The 19,675-nt window shown below is 57.1% G+C and carries 9 protein-coding genes; 7 read left to right on the top strand and 2 right to left on the bottom strand.

All coding sequences use genetic code 11. The features are described from left to right. Nucleotides 1–210: 210 nt before the first annotated feature. The 4 genes from EC9_RS14945 (at nucleotide 211) to ltrA (ending at nucleotide 7,610) form a co-directional block, all read left to right on the top strand. On the top strand, nucleotides 211–612 hold the full coding sequence (locus EC9_RS14945) for a hypothetical protein (RefSeq protein WP_145346509.1): 402 nt from the start codon (nucleotides 211–213) through the stop codon (nucleotides 610–612). Nucleotides 613–674: 62 nt separating this feature from the next. Beyond that, a complete protein-coding gene (locus EC9_RS14940; protein ID WP_145346507.1) occupies nucleotides 675–3,701 on the top strand; it encodes a DUF1553 domain-containing protein in 3,027 nt (1,008 codons plus the stop codon). Between the two features lie 18 nt (nucleotides 3,702–3,719). Then, on the top strand, nucleotides 3,720–5,150 hold the full coding sequence (locus EC9_RS14935; RefSeq protein ID WP_246105689.1) for a DUF1501 domain-containing protein: 1,431 nt from the start codon (nucleotides 3,720–3,722) through the stop codon (nucleotides 5,148–5,150). A 1,230-nt stretch (nucleotides 5,151–6,380) separates the two neighbouring features. Further along, nucleotides 6,381–7,610, top strand: a complete 1,230-nt coding sequence (ltrA, locus tag EC9_RS14930) for a group II intron reverse transcriptase/maturase (protein WP_246105688.1) — start codon at nucleotides 6,381–6,383, stop codon at nucleotides 7,608–7,610. Nucleotides 7,611–7,757: 147 nt separating this feature from the next. Here ltrA and EC9_RS14925 read toward each other — a convergent pair whose 3' ends face one another. Next, nucleotides 7,758–9,077, bottom strand: coding sequence for an NAD(P)/FAD-dependent oxidoreductase (locus tag EC9_RS14925; RefSeq protein WP_145346503.1), 1,320 nt, complete (start codon nucleotides 9,075–9,077; stop codon nucleotides 7,758–7,760). A 732-nt stretch (nucleotides 9,078–9,809) separates the two neighbouring features. On the opposite strand from EC9_RS14925, the gene EC9_RS14920 reads away from it, so the two are divergent. The 3 genes from EC9_RS14920 (at nucleotide 9,810) to EC9_RS14910 (ending at nucleotide 13,928) form a co-directional block, all read left to right on the top strand. After that, nucleotides 9,810–10,745, top strand: coding sequence for a D-alanyl-D-alanine carboxypeptidase family protein (locus EC9_RS14920; protein ID WP_218934155.1), 936 nt, complete (start codon nucleotides 9,810–9,812; stop codon nucleotides 10,743–10,745). Nucleotides 10,746–10,979: 234 nt separating this feature from the next. Continuing rightward, the gene (locus EC9_RS14915; RefSeq protein WP_218934154.1) at nucleotides 10,980–12,227 is read left to right on the top strand and encodes a dipeptidase; all 1,248 of its coding nucleotides are present in this window, start codon (nucleotides 10,980–10,982) and stop codon (nucleotides 12,225–12,227) included. A 402-nt stretch (nucleotides 12,228–12,629) separates the two neighbouring features. Then, a complete protein-coding gene (locus tag EC9_RS14910; protein ID WP_218934153.1) occupies nucleotides 12,630–13,928 on the top strand; it encodes an alpha/beta hydrolase family protein in 1,299 nt (432 codons plus the stop codon). A gap of 308 nt (nucleotides 13,929–14,236) precedes the next feature. On the opposite strand, the gene EC9_RS14905 is transcribed toward EC9_RS14910, so the two are convergent. Further along, a complete protein-coding gene (locus tag EC9_RS14905; RefSeq protein WP_145346497.1) occupies nucleotides 14,237–19,600 on the bottom strand; it encodes a DNA repair ATPase in 5,364 nt (1,787 codons plus the stop codon). Nucleotides 19,601–19,675: the final 75 nt, after the last annotated feature.

The raw sequence follows: 19,675 nt of genomic DNA, 5'->3' as shown, positions 1-19,675 counted from the left end.
CACCCCGTTGCGATCGGCCCCGGCACGATCACCAACGTTCGAAAAGGACGCACTCCCATCCTGAGTCAAATCTTCTTCGAACCCTTCGGCGTGCCCGTTCACGTCGCAAATTTCCACGCATCCTGCTTGAACCCACTTTCAAGCCTCCCCTCTCAATAGCCTCCTGATCCGCGAGCAGACTCGCGTTCGAATCGTAGAAAGGATCCACACATGATGTACTTGCCACGCCACGCGCTATGGTTATTAGCGGTCTCCGTTTTTGTCGGCTGTTCCAACTCTGGATCCGGCCTCGCGCTCTACGAAGTATCCGGCGAAGTGGTTGTCGATGGCCAACCGCTTGAAAACGGATCGATCACATTTGAACCCGTCGACGGGAAAGGAGGAGTCTATGGAGATCAAATTCAGAACGGGCGGTACACCGTCCAGGTTGCCAGTGGAGAAAAACGAGTCAGCATTCTTGCCAGTCGTCCTTCCAAAGCTTTGGGACCCGATGGGAATCCAATGTCGGAGCAGTACATCCCGGCAAGCTACAATACAAAAAGCCAGTTGACGGCCAACGTGGTTGCGGATGCACAAAATGAAGTCGACTTTACGCTTGATGTCGGCAAGTGATCGGCGCCCGGTCGTTTGTAAGTCGATCGATTTCACCTCGCCTATAGTTCCTGCCCCGCATCATGAGAATGTACCTTCCTAAGCCCTTTCAACGCCGCACGCAATGTACCGTCATCGTTCTGATGACTCTGGGAATGTTGTGCTGTAGGGCGAGCGTTGCGGCTCCTGTCGATTTCGTTACTCAGATCGCGCCGATTCTTCAGCAGCATTGCGTTCACTGTCACAACGAAACGCGGAAGAGTGGCGAGCTGTCGCTTGCGTTTGGCAAAGATCTTTTGAGTTTAGAGTTTGTCGTCCCGGGCGAGCCCGAAAACAGCCATCTGATCGACACGGTCACTGCCGATGCGGGCGAGAGGCCTTCGATGCCGGAGGAGGGTAGTCCGCTAAGCGAAGACCAGGTGACGACGATTCGTCAGTGGATCGCTGAGGGAGCGAAGTGGCCCGAAGGTTTTGAAGTCCAGCCGAAGCCGAAAGCGGACGGTTCGTGGTGGTCGCTTCAGCAGGTGGCCGACGTGCCGCTGCCGGATGTTTTGCCCGGAGGGTCGTCGCATCCCATCGATCGATTCATTCAACGTCGGCTGAAACAAGAACAGCTCTCGCCGTCGCCACAAGCCGATCGTCGGACCCTAATTCGCCGCCTCTATTACGATCTGATCGGATTGCCTCCCACGCCCGAAGCGGTCGCGGCGTTTGTGGCGGATCCCGATCCCAAGGCGTATGAAAACCTAGTCGACCAGTTGTTGGATTCGGATCACTTTGGCGAACGCTGGGCAAGACATTGGTTGGACATTGCGCACTACGCCGACACGCATGGGTTCGAGCGGGACAAGCTGCGTGACAATGCGTGGAGATACCGCGACTACGTCATTCGAGCGTTTAATGATGACAAGCCTTACGATCGGTTTCTGCGGGAACAAATCGCGGGCGATCTGATCGCTCCGGACGCTCCTGATTCGGTGATCGCGACCGGCTTCCTCGCGGCGGGACCTTGGGATTTTGTAGGCCAAGTCGAGGCGAGGAGTCCCATTTTGCGGCGGGCCGCCCGAGCACTCGATCTGGACGATATGGTCACTCAGGTGATGACATCGACGATGGCGATGACGGTGAATTGCGCGCGTTGTCACGATCATAAACTCGACCCGATCACGCAACGGGAGTATTACCAACTGACCGCTGTTTTCGCGGGACTCTCGCGAAAGGATCGCGTTGTCAGTCATGCCGCCCAATCCGACTATGAATCGAACAAGGCGCGCCTGGAGAAGTCGATCGCGGACCTGCAAACCGAGATCACACAACTGCAGGGGGAGGGCGTTGATCTGGCCGATATCGTTGGAGGTGGCAATGGATATGGAAGCGGTAAAAAGGGGCGAGGGATCGATCCGCGGACGGGCTTAGTACAAGAGTCGTCGGTCAGCAGTTTAGGCGACGTTCGGTCGGGGCACTTCTCCGCCAGCGACAACCCCTTTGTCGACGGCGTCTTCATTCCGGCGTCGTTAAAAACGCAAATCAGTTCGACAGGCGTGTTTGTGTCGGAGCTACCGAACAACAGCGGCAATGCGTGGGATGCGATTCGCCATGGCCCGGTGACCAGCCAGTTTTCAAGCACGTTGGGAAGCACCGACTACAACGCCGACGGGCATTCGATGATCGGGCTGCATGCGAACGCTGGGATCACGTTTGATTTAGATGCGATTCGCGATGCGTTGATTTTGGGCAAGCCTGAAGCGACGAAGACTGATGGCTTTGAGTTTTCAACCACCGTCGGTTACGGCGGGCGGACGGTCGAACCGAGTGCTGAGTTCCACATCCTGTTCGACGGCGAATTGATTCTCCGCAAGCGAATCGGCCGCAACGACGTCGTTCACGTTTCGCGAGCGATCCCATCGAGCACGCGTTTCCTGACGTTGGTCTCGACCGACGGCGGGAATGGATATGGGCACGATCAGGTGAGTTTTGGCGATCCACGCATCCGGTCGGTTGCGGCAACGGAGATTGCGGATCAAAAGCGAGAACAAATCGATCGGCTTCGTTCCCAAGTTAGTGAGTTGGAATTGGAACTCAAGTCGCTTGTTGCCCCGCCGGTCTTCTTTGGTGTCGCGCCGCAAAATCCGCCGGCCGTGCATGTCCTCTCACGCGGCGATCCCGAATCGCCGGGAGAAGCGGTTTCGCCGGGCGGTTTGAGTTGGTCGAAGGAACCGCTGGAGTTTGGCGATGCCACAACGAGCGATAAGGAACGACGCTTGGCCATCGCCGACTGGATCGTCGATCCCCAAAACCCGCTGACGTCACGCGTGATCGTCAATCGGTTGTGGCACTGGCACTTCGGATCGGGGATCGTCGATACGCCCAGCGACTTTGGCTTCGGTGGTTCGTTGCCGACGCATCCGGATCTACTGGACTGGTTGGCCAGCGAGTTGGTTCGGCAAAAGTGGTCGCTCAAGGCGATCCACCGGCTGATCGTGACGTCGCAAACCTATCAACAGGTGAGCCACCGACGCGCTGGAGCGATCCCGCCCGGTGAAAACGATCCCGCCGTAATCGATGTCGATAACAAATTATTGTGGCGCATGAATGGACGGCGGTTGGAAGCCGAAGCGGTGCGGGATTCGGTGTTGGCCATCAGCGGCAAATTGAATGCTGAGATGTACGGTCCCGGTTTTCGTGACTTCGATTACCAGGAAGCGTATGCGCCGATCTATACCTACAAAACAGCGGACTCTCCCGAATTGTGGCGTCGCAGCGTCTATCGCTTCACCGTGCGGACGACCCCTTCGTCGTTCATGACCGCGTTGGATTGTCCCGATCCGGCCAACTTCACTCCCAAACGCAATGTCACTACGACGGCGCTTCAATCTCTGGCGATGTTCAACAACGATTTTATGTTGCGGCAATCGCGTTACCTGGCCGATCGGATCGCGGCCGAATCGGACCAGGTCGACAACCAAATCGAACTTGCCTTTCAGTTGGTGCTCGTCCGTTCGCCGTCGACGAAAGAGCTGCAGGGAGCGCGTGAATTGGTTCAACAGTTTGGCTTGCTGCATCTCTGTCGTGCGTTGTTGAACGCGAACGAATTTGTCAATTTGGACTAACAGGATTCGAGAAACACTGTGGAAACATTCAATCGACGTCAGGTATTGCAAACCGCTGGCGGCGGACTCGGCTGGCTTGCGTTGCAGTCGATGTTCCACCAACAGGCTGCGGGCGCTTCGGGAACGAAGCGGCTGGACCACCCGGCCCGCGCCAAAGCGGTGATCCAGATCTTTTGCCCCGGCGGAATGAGTCAGGTCGATACGTTTGATTACAAGCCCGAGTTGGAAAAGCGTTCGGGGAAACCGTTTGATCCCGATGGAAAGCTGCAGTTTTTTGCTTCGAAGCCAGGCAACTGCCAATCGAGTTTTTGGGATTTCAAGCAGCATGGCGAGTCGGGACTGTGGGTCTCCGATCTGTTTCCCAAGCTAGCGAAACAGGTCGACGATCTGGCGTTCATCTATTCGATGCAGAGTAAGACGGCGTTGCACGGGCCCGCCTGTTTCATGATGAACACCGGATTCACGCTGCCTGGATTTCCCAGCATGGGATCGTGGGTGACGTACGGGTTGGGAAGTGAAAGCGAAGACCTGCCCGCGTTTGTTGTGCTGCCCGATCCGAAGGGATTGCCGCCCGGCGGGATCATCAACTGGGGGGCAGGCTTTCTGCCGGCGGTCCATCAAGCGACGACGTTGGATTCGCGTGCCGGACAGCAACCGATCAACGATCTGTTTCCGCCAAAGGATTTTGCCGAAGTCGATCGCGCGTCGGATCAAGCGGGGCTCGATTTTCTGCAGTCGCTCAACCGCGAACATCTAGCCCAGCGTCAGGGTGATACCGATCTCGAGGCACGCATGTCCGCCTACGAACTGGCGGCGCGGCTTCAATTGAGTGCCCCCGAGTTGTCTGATCTGTCGGGTGAATCCGCGGCGACGCAAGAAATGTACGGAATGAACGATGAGACGACCGGTGACTTCGGACGCCAGTGTCTGCTGGCTCGCCGATTGGTGGAACGTGGCGTGCGATTCGTTCAACTGTATTGTGGCGCGGAGAACACGACGGCCAAAAAGATTCGTCCCAACTGGGATTCGCACGAGGATGTCGTACGGGACCACGGGCATTGGGGGCGCGTTCTCGACACGGGAGCTTCGGCGTTGCTTGCCGATCTGAAACGAAGCGGTCTGTTGGATGAAACGCTTGTGATCTGCACGACGGAGTTTGGCCGGCAACCCGCGGCTCAAGGAGCCTCCGCCGCAGGACGGGATCACAATGCCGGTGCGTTCACGGCATGGCTAGCGGGAGGCGGAATTAGGGGCGGAGTCGGTTATGGCGCGACTGATGAACTCGGTTTCAAGGCGGTCGAAAAGCCGACTTACTGCTACGATCTTCACGCGACAGCACTCCATCTGCTCGGTATCGATCACACCAAGCTGTCGTTCTATCACAACGGCATCCAGCGGCGATTGACCGATGTGCATGGACACGTCATTCCCGCGATCTTGCGCAGCTGAACCGGTTGGTAACACAGTGACGCAATCGGTACGATCAGTGGCGGTTGGATTGCATTAGACGTCAGATTGTCGAACTGAAATATACCAGTTCAACTGCTTCGCGGCGGATGTTATACGAAGCAATGCCGCTGGCGCTTTACCAAACGCATCGAGCGACTAGATCGTCCGCCAGGCAGCATCGGAGTAGCCCTTAGCTCCTGGCTATATTTCCGCGGGAATCGGCCGCCAAGGTTCGGCCCGTCCGATTGTCGATCGGTATCGCATTGGGGCACAACAGCAGGTGGCACCGGCATTGACTCCGGATCCCTCTGATATGTTTGCCGTTCGCACATGGCACTTGTGCTGACTCCGGAGGAGTCCACGTCGGTAGCTCGGGGCGGAAACCCCGAGTTCGATTGGCAGGAATTCCCCTTCGCCCCGGATGGGGCCGTTGTGAATCATGACGTGTTAATCCGGGCCAACCAACGCCGGCCCCCCCGGGGCGCTGTCGCCTTATTTGGGGGTGGATGATTGGTTCTTTGGTCACGCATTCATCTCGGGGCTTCCGCCCCGAGCTAGTGCGCCTGCGAAGGCGGTTGAATTGTCGGGTGAAAGTCCCGATCGGGGATGTCGTTACCGCCCCATATCCGAAGGTAACTGCGTTTTCGACAGAAAAGGTGGAGAGCAACCGGAGGAGAATGAGCAGTCCGTAACAAAATGAACTCGTTTCGGCCAAGCCTGTCGGGGAGCGTCCTAGCAACTCGCGAACCTCTGATCTCACGCAACGGCCCGATGATGACCACGAGGTCAGTCGGTTTTCAAGCCGACGGTCGGTGAGACGGCTTGCACGGTGAACGAACCTGTAACGTGATAAACCGAGGCAAGCGAAATGGCAGTAAGGTGGTTGGAGATGGAATGCTCGGAAGTTCAATCGAGATAAGCAGGGAAGCCAGAGCAGCGTCGACAGACCTTTGAAACGCTCAGCTCTGGAACCAGAGCCTTCGTAGTAGTGCCAGAACGTCGGGAACCAAACCCGACGCGAGCGAAGGAAGGCAGGAAAGTAGATTCGAGAAGTCACACCACATGAGAAAGAGTCAAAGTCAACGTCGGAAACTTCGTGCTCGTCGCGAAGCGAAGAAGAAAGACACGGAGCTTCTGCCCGAGCGAGTGCCCTTTGCGGCTAAACCTCGGGAGGATCTGGACGCGCGCGATATCCGCTCGTGGACCAGCCGTGCGGTGTGGACTGATCGAATGTTGTCGACACTCGTCGAAAGACGATTGAAACACGGCAAATGGCATTCGCTGATCGACAAAGTCACTTCGGAGCTGAACCTGTTTCAAGCCGCCCGCAAGGTGACGGCTAAAGACGGTGCAGCGGGCGTCGACGGCCAGGACTGTGAAGCGTTCGAGGAGGGCTTGATCGTGGAAACACGCAAGCTCGGCGGACAAATCACAGGTGGTCACTACACGCCCTCGCCGGTGCGTCGGGTTCACATTCCCAAACCGGGAACGCCGAACCAGACACGGCCTTTGGGCATTCCGACGGTCCGTGACCGCGTCGTGCAAACGGCGTTGGTCCATGTGATCGAGCCAATCCTGGACAACGAATTTCACGAGCGAAGCTTCGGCTTTCGCCACGGACGTTCAGCTCACGATGCACTTCGCATCGTGGAGCAGAAGATCGAGGAAGGCTATGTGTATGTAGTCGATGCGGACCTGAAGGGTTACTTCGATTCGATCCCCCGGGACAAGCTGATGCGGTTGCTCAAGCAGCACATTGCCGATTCCAAAGTGATCGAATTGATCGAAGCGTTTCTCGGCAGCGGCATCATGGAAGACTTGCACTTACACAACCCGATCGCGGGCGTGCCTCAAGGTGCGGTTCTTTCACCGGTGTTGTCGAACTTGTACTTGAATGACCTGGATCACACGATCGCCGGTGAAGGTTTTGAAATGGTGCGCTATGCCGACGACTTCGTCGTGCTGTGTCGCAGCGAGTTCGAGGCGGAAGTGGCGCTCGAGGAGATCAAGAGGTGGGTCAAGAAAGCGGGTTTAACGCTGCACAGCGGGAAAACGAAGATCGTCGATAGTCGAGAGAAGAGCTTCGTCTTTCTGGGTTATTCATTTCGCGGGGACAAGATCTATCCTCGTGCGGAAAGCCTATCGAAGATGAAGTCACGGATAGTCGAACTGACGCAGCGTAAGCGGCCCGACTCGATCCAGCGGATCGCGTTGGAGTTGAGTCGCGTGCTTCGTGGATGGTTCGCCTACTTCCGCCACTGTCGGTGGACGATCTTCAAGGATTTGGACGCGAAGATTCGCGGGCGGCTTCGGCGTTTGTTATTGCAGCGTCACCGCAAGAACCCAGCTCGTCTGCCACGGACTCAGCGTTGGCCGAATGCATATTTTACGGCCGCGGGTCTCTATAGTCTGCGAGAGGCCCACAACCGTTTCGCGCAATCCCTTTCGGGGGCCTACTGACTGGAGAGCCGTGTGCGGGAGAACCGCACGCACGGTTCGGAGGGAGGGGAGTCCGGCTTAACCGGACTTCCCTACCCCTATCCGATGCCAGCCCCTCCGGGACGGATGAGTTGCTCTTTGTGACCCCGACGGGTTCATGTTGGACTTTCAAAAGCGGTTGAGACGGTAAGGATGGGGATCGATATGGGGTGTTTGGCCTGTGACCATTTCGGAGATCAGTTTGCCGGTCGCCGTCGCCATCGAGAGACCAAGCATGCCGTGCCCCGCCGCCAACCAGACGTTCCCGTAGCGAGGAACGCGGCCGACCATTGGAATTTCATCGCAGCTCATCGGACGCCAGCCGGTCCATCGTTCGACGAGAGGATCGCGAATGGGATCGTGCAGATAGAGCTTGGCCGCATCGGTCAGCAGTTGCAGACGGTCTTCACGCAGCGATGCATCGAAGCCAGCGAATTCCATCGTCGAACCGATTCGCAGCGCGGTTGCGGTCGGCGTGATTCCCACGCGATGATCCTCAAATAGCATCGGATACTTGGGGCAGATTACGGGGCGTTGCATCGTGATCGAATAACCTTTGCCTGGCTCCACGGGAATGCGTGCTTTCAGCTTTTGTTGGATCATCCGCGACCATGCTCCGGTGGCGAAGACCACCTGCTCGGCTTCGATGCGACCTTGGCTGGTTTGGATGGCATTCGTCTTGGAGCCGGTCGATTCGAGGTCGTAGAACTCGCAGTTCTCCCGAATCTCCACCTGCTTCGCTTCCAGCAGGCTTCGCCATGATTTCATCAATAGGTGGGGACGTAGATGGGCATCTCCGTCATACATCCAAGCGCCGCAGGCGAATTCTTTCAATGCGGGCTCGCGTCGCAGAAGTTCGGCTTGATCGAGTCGCTCGAAGCTCTCTCCAAACTCGTCGATCAGCAACTGGTTCGTCGCCTCAAATGACTCGAAGTGTTTGCGGTCGCTGTGAACAAACATCAAACCAATCGATTCCCACTCGCAATCACCGAGTCGCCCGTCGTCGATCATCGACTGATACAACTTCCGTGACGAGCTGAGCATCGCGTGCCGTGCATGGCCTGCTTGGATCATATTGGGCTGATTGCAACGCATGGCAAACTTGAGGAACCACCACCACATCTTCGTATCGATCCGAGCCCGAATCTTGAATGGCGAGTTCTTCGAGAACAGCGTCTTCAGCGACGAAACGACCGCGCCGGGGCTGCAGAGCGGAAGGATATGACTCGGGGAAACGTAGCCGCAATTGCCGTGCGAACAGGCGCTGCCAAAGACGCCTTGATCGATAACGATCACTCGGCTTCCCGCGTTTGCGAGATAGTAAGCGCAGGCAGCACCAACGACACCACCACCCACAACCACGATCGGCTTTTCCCCCGTGCCAACCGCTGAAAAATCTTGTGGGGCAGATAGGGGCGGTGCGTTTTTCGAATTCGACTCGGGAAGCATCGCTTAGTAGACCTTTGGGCAAAACGGAAGTGGATACGTGGATGATTTTGTTCGCTGCGTCGAGAAGTAACAATACGCTGGTGCGCAATTTGATGGGGCCGGTGCCCAACGCACCTTCAGCGACCATGGCTTGGTATCGCAACATCGCGCTATGCTCACCGCCACTCCAATGGGGTGGCATCCGCAACCGGCCAACGCCATCGCGAGGCGAGGTCCCCAGAGACCATCGTGCTGCCGGAGCGAAACGAACAATCGATTTGACCACGCCGCGTTCCCTGCGGTCGTACGTTCCAACGAAAACAGCGATCGATGGCGAGACATAGGCTACGGAGATCCCGTCACTGGAATTCGCATACTGCGGAGTGGAAGGAGGAACGTGCACGCTTGCATTGGTACGGTCACAGTCCCTAAGCCTAAGCGATTTATCGCCGCTGCCAATTATGTTGCGCAATGTGTCAGTTGTTTTGCGCAATAAGGCATTTTCGCATATCGGTTGACCAAACTAATTTGGTGCGGTGGCTTGGAGGGAAATGCAGTGCGGCGCCGTCGTGTACGATGGGACACGAGGTTGGAACGTATGCCGTACGGAGGCTCTGCCGGCCACTTATTGAAGTTAGGTGGTTTCAAGCTGCCGCCGCCTGCACTGCCTCAGCGGCCGTGATGCCTCAACCTTGCGACGCGTTCGGTGTGACCGATTTACTTCGATCAATCGATAGGAATTTTGGAAGACACATGCTACCTCCCTGTTTTGCCTCGCGAGCTGTGGTCGGAACGACAGCGTCCCTGTTCCTCTGCGTCGTGGCGGTCGTTGCGAGCGATCCGGTTGCTGACGCTCCGAAACAATCCCCCGATCCACTCGAAGGGCCACCATTCGTCACTTGCAAAGCGTGGATCATCGCCGATGCCGATACCGGCGAAATCTTGGCGGGCGACAGTCAGGACGACGAACGCAATCCCGCCAGCATTACGAAGATCATGACCGCCTTGGTTGTTTTGAAGCTCGCCGAGAAGTCGCCCGAGGTCTGGGAAGAAATGATTACCTTTTCCGAGAGAGCTGATGAGACGCCTGGTTCGTCCTGCTGGCTAAAAACGGGAGAGCGTTTGCCGGTCGAAGACTTGATCTACGGGCTGCTGCTCCCCTCGGGCAATGATGCATCGGTTGCGATTGCCGAACACTTTGGCCCCAGGTTGGCTCAGGGAAAGGAGACTGGTTACGACGCATTTATCCGAACCATGTGCGAGACGGCTCAGCAGCTTGGGATGGAGCGGACGAGCTATGGCAATCCCCATGGGCTCACCGAAGAGGGACATCTCACAACGGCCGCCGACATGGTCAAACTGACCCGCGAGGCGATGAAGTACGAGAAGTTCCGTGAAACCGTGGCGACGCGACGACATTCGACGACCGTACAGACGCCCGATGGGAACGATCGGAACGTCACCTGGAACAACACCAATCGCTTGCTGAAGCAAGAAGGTTATTTGGGCGTGAAGACAGGAACCACCAGCGCCGCGGGAGCGTGTTTGGTTTCGGCGGCTCAACGGAACGAGAGACGCCTCATCATGGTCGTGCTCGGTTCGTCCAGCAGCGATGCGCGCTATGCCGATGCACGCAACTTGTACCGCTGGATTTGGAAACGGCTCGCCGCGGATAGTGCGGATGACTGATGCCAGCGCCTGGCCTCTACAGGATTGGTTTGGTTTGCCTAGAAATGTTTGCGGTCGGCGATACCAGAAAGTGCCTCGGTCGATCCCTGTTGAGCCGGCCGAAACGGTTTGGGGCGTTGCCCCGGTCGATAGTGTTGTTGTTTCGTTATCGCTGTCGCGTTGGTGTGAAGGTTTCGGCTTGAAAGAGTGATGTTCTGTTCGTCTCAATTAGTTTATGACCCTCGGAGGCATTTCGTGAAATCCATCTACCGCATCATTTTGGGAATGGTGGTTCCCGCGATAGGGACCGTGGTTGTCGCCGCGGCCAACGCGGATGAGCCTAGGGAGACGCCGGGGATTCAGATCACAGAAAAGGCAAGGGAAATCCATGCCAAAAGTATCGTGATCGACGGTCACAACGATCTTCCCTGGAAGATACGGACCGACAGCGATCGTGGGTTTGAGATTCTCGACATCGCAAAGTCGCAGCCGCAATTGCACACCGATATCCCGCGTCTGAAGGCAGGCGGGGTGGGAGCGCAGTTTTGGTCGGTTTGGGTGCCGGTCCGACTCGGGTATGACGGGGTGGCATTTTTAACGACGGTCGAACAAATCGAATTGGTCAAAAAGATGGTGGCAACGTATCCCGACCATTTTGCTTCGGCGACAACGGTTGCGGACATCCGCCGGATCCATGGGGAAGGGAAGATCGCGTCGTTGATTGGTGTCGAAGGAGGGCATTGTATCGAGAACTCGATCAGTAATTTGAATCATTTTTTTGAACTCGGCGCCCGCTACATGACGCTGACCCATTCGGACAGCCTCGACTGGGCCGACTCTTCAACCGACAAGCCGAAGGCAAATGGTTTAAGTCCATTCGGCAATGAGGTCGTTCGGCGGATGAATCAGTTAGGAATGATGGTCGATATCTCGCATGTCTCGCCAGGAACGATGCACGCAGTACTCGACACAAGCCAAGCACCGGTGATCTTTTCTCATTCATCGGCCCGCGCCGTCGCCGATTCTCCACGCAACGTTCCGGACGATGTGTTGAAACGAATCCCTGAAAAGGATGGCGTCGTGATGGTCAACTACTTCTCAGCCTTTGTTGTCCCCGAAGCGGTTAAAGTCTATCACGCTGGGTTGGATTACCGTCGTGAGTTGGCGAAGGATCACAGTCCGGCCGAAGTTTCGGCATTGTATAAGGTTTGGAAAAGCAAGAACCCGATGCCGCCTGGTGATATCGATGACGTGTTGGATCACATCGACCACCTCGTCAAGGTCGCCGGTTGGCAACATGTTGGGATTGGCTCCGATTTTGATGGGATCAGTGCAGTACCCGTTGGTTTGGAAGACGTCAGCACCTACCCGGCCATTACGCAGGGACTGCTCAATCGTGGTTACACCGAGGAACAGATCCAGGGGATCCTGGGAGAGAATCTGCTTCGAGTGATGGAAAAAGTGGAAGCGACGGCGACAGAGCTGCGGCCGACATCGAAGTAGAAACGCAATCTCCTAAGTTTGATCCCGCAGGGATCCTAGAAGGTAGCCGGTGGTTTGAGCGGAGCGAACACCACCGGTTGCAATATCGTAATCAAACGCCGTCCCCGGCATGGGGCGCAGAACGGTCTGCAATCCATTCGAGATTTCCTGCGCGCTTCAAATATCTGGTACATTCGCCCAAATCAGCTCTCGGATTCTGGAATTGCGTGTTCTGGCAAACACATCGATACCAGATCTGAGGCTGCCCCTCAAATAAAGACAATCCTCCGTACGTAGGCCGTCGAGTCTTCGTTGCGGATGAGATTGTCACCCACCTGATCGACTCCTGGAGATATCATGACTAGGACCTACCTGCCTAGGCGAAGGATCGCCATCTCTCGTCCCGTTGCCACCGCTGTGTGGATGTTTGCGCTGGTTATGCCCGCGTTGGGGCAGAAGTTGGACATCGAGAAAGAGAGCGTTATACAGAGCGGACGCTCTGACGGGCGTCATTTGAGTACACGGGGATTTCAGCAGTATCTGTTACGGAACTCGCAACCGAAACTGGCATTTAATCCGGAGTTCTCGTCGGAGGAATTCGTGCAGTGGCAGACGCAGGTGCGGGGCAAATTGTTGGAGCTGATGAATTTCCCGGAATCGGTTCCTCAGCCCGAACCTCGCCGGCTTTGGATTCGAAAGCGGGAAGGGTATGTGCTGCAGAAATGGGAACTCTATCCCGAACCGGGCAGCGTCGTTCCCTTCCTCGTACTGGTCCCCAACAGCGCGACACCCGCAAATCCAGCACCGGCGATTATGTGCATCCCCGGTTCATCGGGCACGAAAGAGAATCTGGCCGGCGAGCCGCCGCTGGGGCCGGCATTCAAGCCGGATGACCGCAATCATGCTGGCTGGCTTCATGCGCAGCGTAATCAGCAGGCGGTGCAATATGCCCGAGCTGGTTTTGTCGCGGTGGCGGTCGATCATCCAGGAACCGGAGAACTGTCCGACCTGGCCCGTTATCGTGGCACCACGATGGACGATCGCAATACAATTTCCCGCTACCTGATCGACATGGGACGAAGCTTTATCGCCCTCTCTGTGTTCCAAAAGCTACAGATTCTGGAGTGGGTGCGCGAGCAACCGCACGTCGACGCCGAACGCATCGCCGTCAGTGGCCATTCGCTTGGAACGGAGGCTCTGTTGGCGCTAGCGGTGCTCGACCCGCAGATACAGGGCATCGTGTGGAATGATTATCTTGCCGCCACGATGAAACGGGCGAAAGCCAGCACCAAACCGAACCGCCGCGGGATCAGGCCTGGTGCGAACTGGTTAGGCCACTCGATTCCGGGCTTGTGGCAGTGGTTCGACTACCCCGACCTTGTCGCCTCCCTCGCTCCACGTCCGCTGATCGTGACCGAAGGAGGTCCGACCCATTCATTGAACCTCGTGCGCAAGGCCTATCAGATCGCCGGGGCTGCGGATGACGTTTCGATCCACTACTACCCGCAATACCATGATCCGGCGAATCGACGCGATGGCGAGCCAATCCCCGAGGGCCTGACCGCGACCGAATGGCTGGACTATGCCAACGTGCATGCCGCGCATCACTACTTCAAGGGATACCTCGCGATTCCATGGCTGAGCGGCCAGTTCCAACTGCCCGATCCCGGCGAAGTCTATCCGCCAGCAGCGCCAGAGGCCGTGAAAACGCTTCTCAAATGAGACAAGCGATCGACGCGGGGACGATGACGTCTCCTGCAACGTGAAGAGTGAATGGGCGGATCAGCAATCGACTGCGGAAGAAGTGTGACGCAACGAATCGTTGCTGTTTCAGCAGTCGCCGTTGCGCTGGACGGAACTAGCGCAAACACCTGCTGCGTATGATTTTCGGTCAGTTCAACCGTGCTGTCCCCAACGCGGTATCTTGCCTGTCGCGATGCCGTTCGTCATGCGCTGGTTGCTCGTCGCGTGTGTGCGGTTCGCGACGAAATCAGGACGCTTAAACGGAACACGCCCACTCGACCGCCGCGCTAGCCCTTCGCTTTGCCGGGCTTGGCGGCCGACGTGAGATCTTCTTGCAGACGTTGGTAGTCTTTTAGACACGCGTCGACAGCTTTGGCGATGTTATCGTATTCGGGGCCTTTGGTTCCCACGGCGGTTAACAGTGGGATCCATTGCTGCATCAATTGGAACTGCGTCTTGACGACATCCAACATCACGCGCGGCACTTTGTGCTGGACCATTACTTTTTGAGGCGGTGGGCCCGAGGAGTTTTGTTGTGCGAGGGTCGTCAGTTGGGTCGAGGTGCTGCCGAGCGTCTCGCTTAACTGTTGCCCAACGGCCAGCATCCCATTGCGGAACGAAGCCAGTTCGTCGTGCAGCCGATCGGTTTGCGAGTTGTCGTTGCCGGCAACGGCTTGAACCATCACGCGGCGAATCGATTCCAAACCGTCGCGCAATCCGCCCAGCTGTTTCATCAATTGGCCAACTTGATCGCCGCTGTCGAGTCCCTGGAATCGGACGCTCTCCGAAAACGCGTATTTGATCGCTTCCCAACGCTCCGCTTCTTCGGGAGTCAGGATTCCCATCAACTCTTTGAACTTCAGAACATTCGATTCGTTGTCGGTCGTCAGCGTTTGCGAATCCTGTTCGTAGTTGCCGACGATCAGCGATTGCAGTTCTTGGTCGTTCATCACCGCGACCACCTTTTCGGCGATCCGGTTCATGTTGCGGTAACTGCCCTGCAATTTGAATGGCGGTTCGGTGCGGTAGGCGTCCGCTTGAGCGGCCGACCGAATGTATTGGCGATTGACTCGCAGCACGACGTCGCGAACCTTGATCAGTTTCCGCAGAACGCTGTACATCTCGCGAACCTGATCCATCGACAGGTTGCTCTCCAGATCGATCCCTTCCATCGAACCAAGGGTTGCCGCGCGGATCAACGTTCGGGCGTCGCGAGGGCTCGCGCTGGCCAGCGGTTGCAGGGCGGTGTTGCTGGTCAGACAGTTCTCCAGATAACTCATCTCGAACGCTTCCGCCGAATCGCCGATGATCTCGCCGAGGTTGTAGACATCGGCGCGATTGCTGAGCATGTCTGGGATCTGGAAGCGATCGCCACTTTCGGTGTATGGGTTTCCGGCCATCACCACGGCGACGCGTCGGCCGCGGAAATCGTAGGTCCGCGTCTTGCCCTTCCAAACGCCTTCGATCTTTCGCGTCGCATCGCACAGCGAGATAAACTTCTGCAGCAGTTCGGGATGCGTGTGCTGGATATCGTCCAGATATAGCATCACGTTGTCTCCCATTTCGAGCGCCAGGTTCAGCCGCTCGATCTCTTCGCGAGCCGCGGCGTTGGGAGCTTCCGAGGGATCCAAGGAGGTCACGCCATGACCGATCGCGGGGCCGTTGATCTTCATAAAGATGATCCCCAGCCGATTGGCGATGTATTCCATCAGGGTCGTCTTGCCGTAACCGGGAGGACTTATCAGCAGCAGCAGGCCCATCCGATCGGTCCGCTTCCCTTCGCCTGCCACGCCGATCTGTTTCGCGAGGTTGTCGCCGATCATCGGCAGATAGACTTCGTCCAACAAGCGGTTGCGAACAAAGCTGGTTAGGACGCGAGGCCGGAACTCTTCCAGCTTCATCGCGTCGCGAGCCTCGTCGACCAGTCGCTGTTTCGTGTCGTGCAAACGTTGGAAACGCGGAACGGTCTCACGCGTGAAGTGTCCCAAGCGTTGGAAGATGTCGTGATAGCGGAGCGTCATCTGCCCCTTGTTGATGCGGCGATGGGCGCCAGCGAGGTTCGTCAGTTCGACCGCGACGTGAGCGTCGGAGATCTGAGCCGGATCGGGAGCACCGTCGATCAGCAGCCGCGCCAGTTCGTCGCGATAGAGATCGTTCGAATCGAGACCGTCGTGGTCGTAATGCATCGCCAAAAATGCGGCAGACCAGTTGCGAGCCAAGACCATCGATTCGGCTGGCTGTTTGGCGTTGTCTTTCAGGCCTGCGGCGACCAAGCTCTGCCGCTCTTCCCCGACGACGTGTTCGCAAAAGTCTTCGTACAACCGTGCCGCGCGACGGCTAACGACTGGGAGATCGCTTGGGTCGACCAATTGATCGAATAGGTAGGCTGCGGCTTCCTCGGGCCGGACATCGGCAAAGAGGTCGGCGAACGTCGGATCGTCAGCAATTTCCGCGGTCAAACGGGCGCGGAACTCGACGGCCGGCTGGGCTTGCGGGAACGCCTGGGCCAATTTTTGAAAGCCCCCGATCCAGCCGGTGTACATCTTCCGCGTGCCGCCGATCAACAGATGCGACCACCAATACCAAGCCGCCGCTCGGACGTCGGGGCGATGTTTGGCGAGACCGATCGTGCGGTCGATCTTCAGCAAGGCGGCTAACAGCTTCGCCGCGTCGTGGTCGTGAACACCCTTGGCGTAGCCTTCGGAGTAACGCCCCGACATCTGCTGCTGCACCCAACGGATCTGTTCGGCTTCGGGCAGTCTTTCGAAAGTCCGCTTGTCCATGTGCGGCGCGGTATCGTCGTCGCGGTTCGATTCGGCGGCTTCCTCTCCCGCGTCGTCGTCCTGCGATGTTTCGGAATCTTTCGCAACGTGCTTTCGCCGCGCCGGCTGCGACAGTTCATTGTAGAGTGCATAGGCCAAGTATTCGCCGCGGTAGACATCGCGGTTTTCGCTGACCACTTCCTGATTCATCAAGTCGTGGACGTCATCGAGGTCGGGATGCGACAGCGGTTCAAAAAACTGAGTCCCCGTCAGGTGGAGATTCAGTTGATCGTTCCGCATCACCGTCGTCAGATCCAACGTCTGGGTGTTGACGCCAAATTGATGCTTGCCCAATTTGATCCCGGTGCCGCCGTCGACGAACAGTTCCTGGCGATCCTTCAATTGCCGGATCGCATCTTCGCGGACGCTCTTCAGTCGGCTCTGGATGTCTTCGATGCGGACGGTATCGTCCAATTCCGTCAGCTGGTTGACGATGCCTCGCACCTTTTCGACCATCAGGTCGGCGGCGAAATAGGCATGGATCGTGTCGACAGTGTCGAACGATTTCATCCGCGATGCGATCCCTTTCAGGATCCGATCTGCGGCCGAACCGAGCGCTTCGGCACGGCGGTTTCGGGCTTCGACAAGTTGAACTTTCCGCGATTCAAACGCGTTGTATAGCTCTTCACGTTTCTCCGCCAACTGGCCAACAAACTCATCAAATTCGGCAAATCGCCCTTCGAGTTCCTCCAGTTGGACCATCACCTTGGTCAGATAGTTGTCGCACTTTTCAGGCGAGTCGCAGACGTCGAGGTAACCGTTGACGGTTTGATCCAGCAGTTTCAACTGCGATGCAAACTCGGCGCGTCCCTCGGTCCGGACCAGATCGCCCATGCGAGCCTTCAGAGCGCTACGCACTCGGTTCAGCGAAGCGAAGACGTCGCTGATCCCGTCGATGATCTCGGTCCGCTTCGTCGTATCTTCGATCTGCAGGTTGCTGACGGTTTCGGTCAGCAGTTCCAATTGGCTGCCGGCTTCGTCGATATCCTTTTCCAGCCGCTTTGCATCGGTCACCTTTTCGATGCTTTGGACGGACGCTGCCGCTTTTTCGACCCGCGCCTCGTACGGTTCCAACGCCCCGTCGGATAACATAAATTCGACACAGCGGCGGCTCAGCCGATCGGCCTGTTCGCCGATTTGCGATTCCAGTTTTTCGATACGTTCTTCGTCGACGTACCGCAATTCGCGGAGCCCGATCGCGTGGCCACGCTGCGTCCGCAGTTCGGCGAGTCGCGTGACAAAGGCATCGACGGCTTCGAAACGCGATCGGTCGATCGCCTTGAGCAACTCAGTGACCGCCTCTTCGACGACGACCGTCGCCGCTTCGGTTTCGCGGCGCAGGCGGACTACTTTTTCAAACTCTTCGACAGCACTCTTCGACGCCTCGCCGATGGCTCGCAGCGGTTGATCGGGATGGTGCGTTTCGGCTTTGTCTAACCAAAAGTAACTGTCGAGGATGTCGGAAGTCTTTTTGACGAGATCGACGTACAGACCCTCGTAGGAATCGTCCTTCTCGACCAGCTGCAGGATCTCATGGCATTCGGCCATCCCGCGGACAAGTTCTTTGTTGCCGATCTTGTAGAGCAGCGAATCGGTGTTGCTGTCGGGAACGAAGTCGGAACCGACAAAGGGCGTTTGCCAGATCTGCAGCGCGTGGTGCTTCTGCGGTTGGTCGTCTTGTCCTTTGAAGCAAACCATTTCGCCGGCGTGGAAAAACGCTTGGCCATGGCAAACCAATGGCGTTTCGACTTGTTGCCGGATCAGGTTGTAACGCAGTTGAACATAGGCACCGCTGGCGCGATTGTAGAACAGATAGATGAAGTCTTCGCCGTTGGGGGCGGCGATCGTCTTCTCATAGATCAAGTCGGTCAGGCCGTGGTCGAAGATCTTGTATTCGCCGGTTTGCAGGTAATAGCCGTCGGGGAAGATGATCCCGTGATCGTCGGGCAACAGCACGCAGGAGTGCTCGATCGCATCCAACCGCATCGCTTTTTGGATCTTTGCGTTGTACAGCAGATAGCGGTAGTTGCGCTCTTGATAGGGAAGGATCTTCAGCAGGATCAGATTGCCCAACAATGCGTAATAGGTTTCCGCATCGTCGAGTGTTTGGTCGGCGTTGTCGACAGGTTCGGCGTAAATTCCGCGGCCGCTTTGCGTACTGTTTTCGACTTTGATCGTTAGATCGCCGCCAACGGTTTCGACAAAGACTTGGTCTTCGATCGAGATATGAGGATGCACGCCGGCGACGTGTTGATCGCGCGTCGTCCGCTTCCAAAGGAATTCGTGCTGCGGCGGGTATCGGACCTCGTGATCGCTGCGGTTATCGATGTATTGCAGTTGGCCCGCTTGGATCCGCCATTTGAACGTCTTGATGTCGGACGGATTTTTGCCGACGCGAAAGACCATGTGGACGAACGGGCCGGTCTGAAAGAACTTCGCGAACGCCGCCCCTTTGTAGTAGCGATAGATCTCGTGGAAGTCGCGTTCGAAACGCTCCTCGCCGATCAATTCGAGCGACTCTTCGTGGAACTGGTGGTCTTCGAAACGATAGACGGCGAAGACGTCGTTCAGATGGGTTTCGGTCTTCAGACCAAATTGGACGTTGTATCCAAACAGGAAATGTTTGCCGACGGGCAACAGATCGCGCGGCACGCAGTTGTGTTCGGTGGTGATTCGCTCGGTCGCCAGCAGGACCGTGTCGATGTTGCCGAAGACTTCGGAGCGGTCGGCGTTGAGTTGGTCCAACCGCGAGCGGAGTTCACCGGCCGCATCACGCATCCGGTTGCGGAGGATCTCGTACGTTCCGGCAGCAAGTTTTGTTTCGCTCATAGGTGTTCGTTCATCCCCGTGCGGTGCGGCGTCCCGATGGGGCGGCGGTGTTCGATTGACTGAGAGCCGCGACGG

It is taken from the genome of Rosistilla ulvae, from assembly GCF_007741475.1.
Lineage (GTDB): Bacteria > Planctomycetota > Planctomycetia > Pirellulales > Pirellulaceae > Rosistilla > Rosistilla ulvae.
Note: the sequence above shows the minus strand (reverse complement) of the source record. Positions and strands in the feature narration are given on the sequence as shown.

What these genes read in the sequence shown, in the direction of transcription:
- EC9_RS14945 (WP_145346509.1), top strand. Translation starts at nt 211, where the DNA reads ATGATGTACTTGCCACGCCACGCGCTATGGTTATTAGCGGTCTCCGTT.
- EC9_RS14940 (WP_145346507.1), top strand. Translation starts at nt 675, where the DNA reads ATGAGAATGTACCTTCCTAAGCCCTTTCAACGCCGCACGCAATGTACC.
- ltrA (WP_246105688.1), top strand. Translation starts at nt 6,381, where the DNA reads ATGTTGTCGACACTCGTCGAAAGACGATTGAAACACGGCAAATGGCAT.
- EC9_RS14925 (WP_145346503.1), bottom strand. Translation starts at nt 9,077, where the DNA reads ATGCTTCCCGAGTCGAATTCGAAAAACGCACCGCCCCTATCTGCCCCA.
- EC9_RS14920 (WP_218934155.1), top strand. Translation starts at nt 9,810, where the DNA reads ATGCTACCTCCCTGTTTTGCCTCGCGAGCTGTGGTCGGAACGACAGCG.
- EC9_RS14910 (WP_218934153.1), top strand. Translation starts at nt 12,630, where the DNA reads ATGTTTGCGCTGGTTATGCCCGCGTTGGGGCAGAAGTTGGACATCGAG.
- EC9_RS14905 (WP_145346497.1), bottom strand. Translation starts at nt 19,600, where the DNA reads ATGAGCGAAACAAAACTTGCTGCCGGAACGTACGAGATCCTCCGCAAC.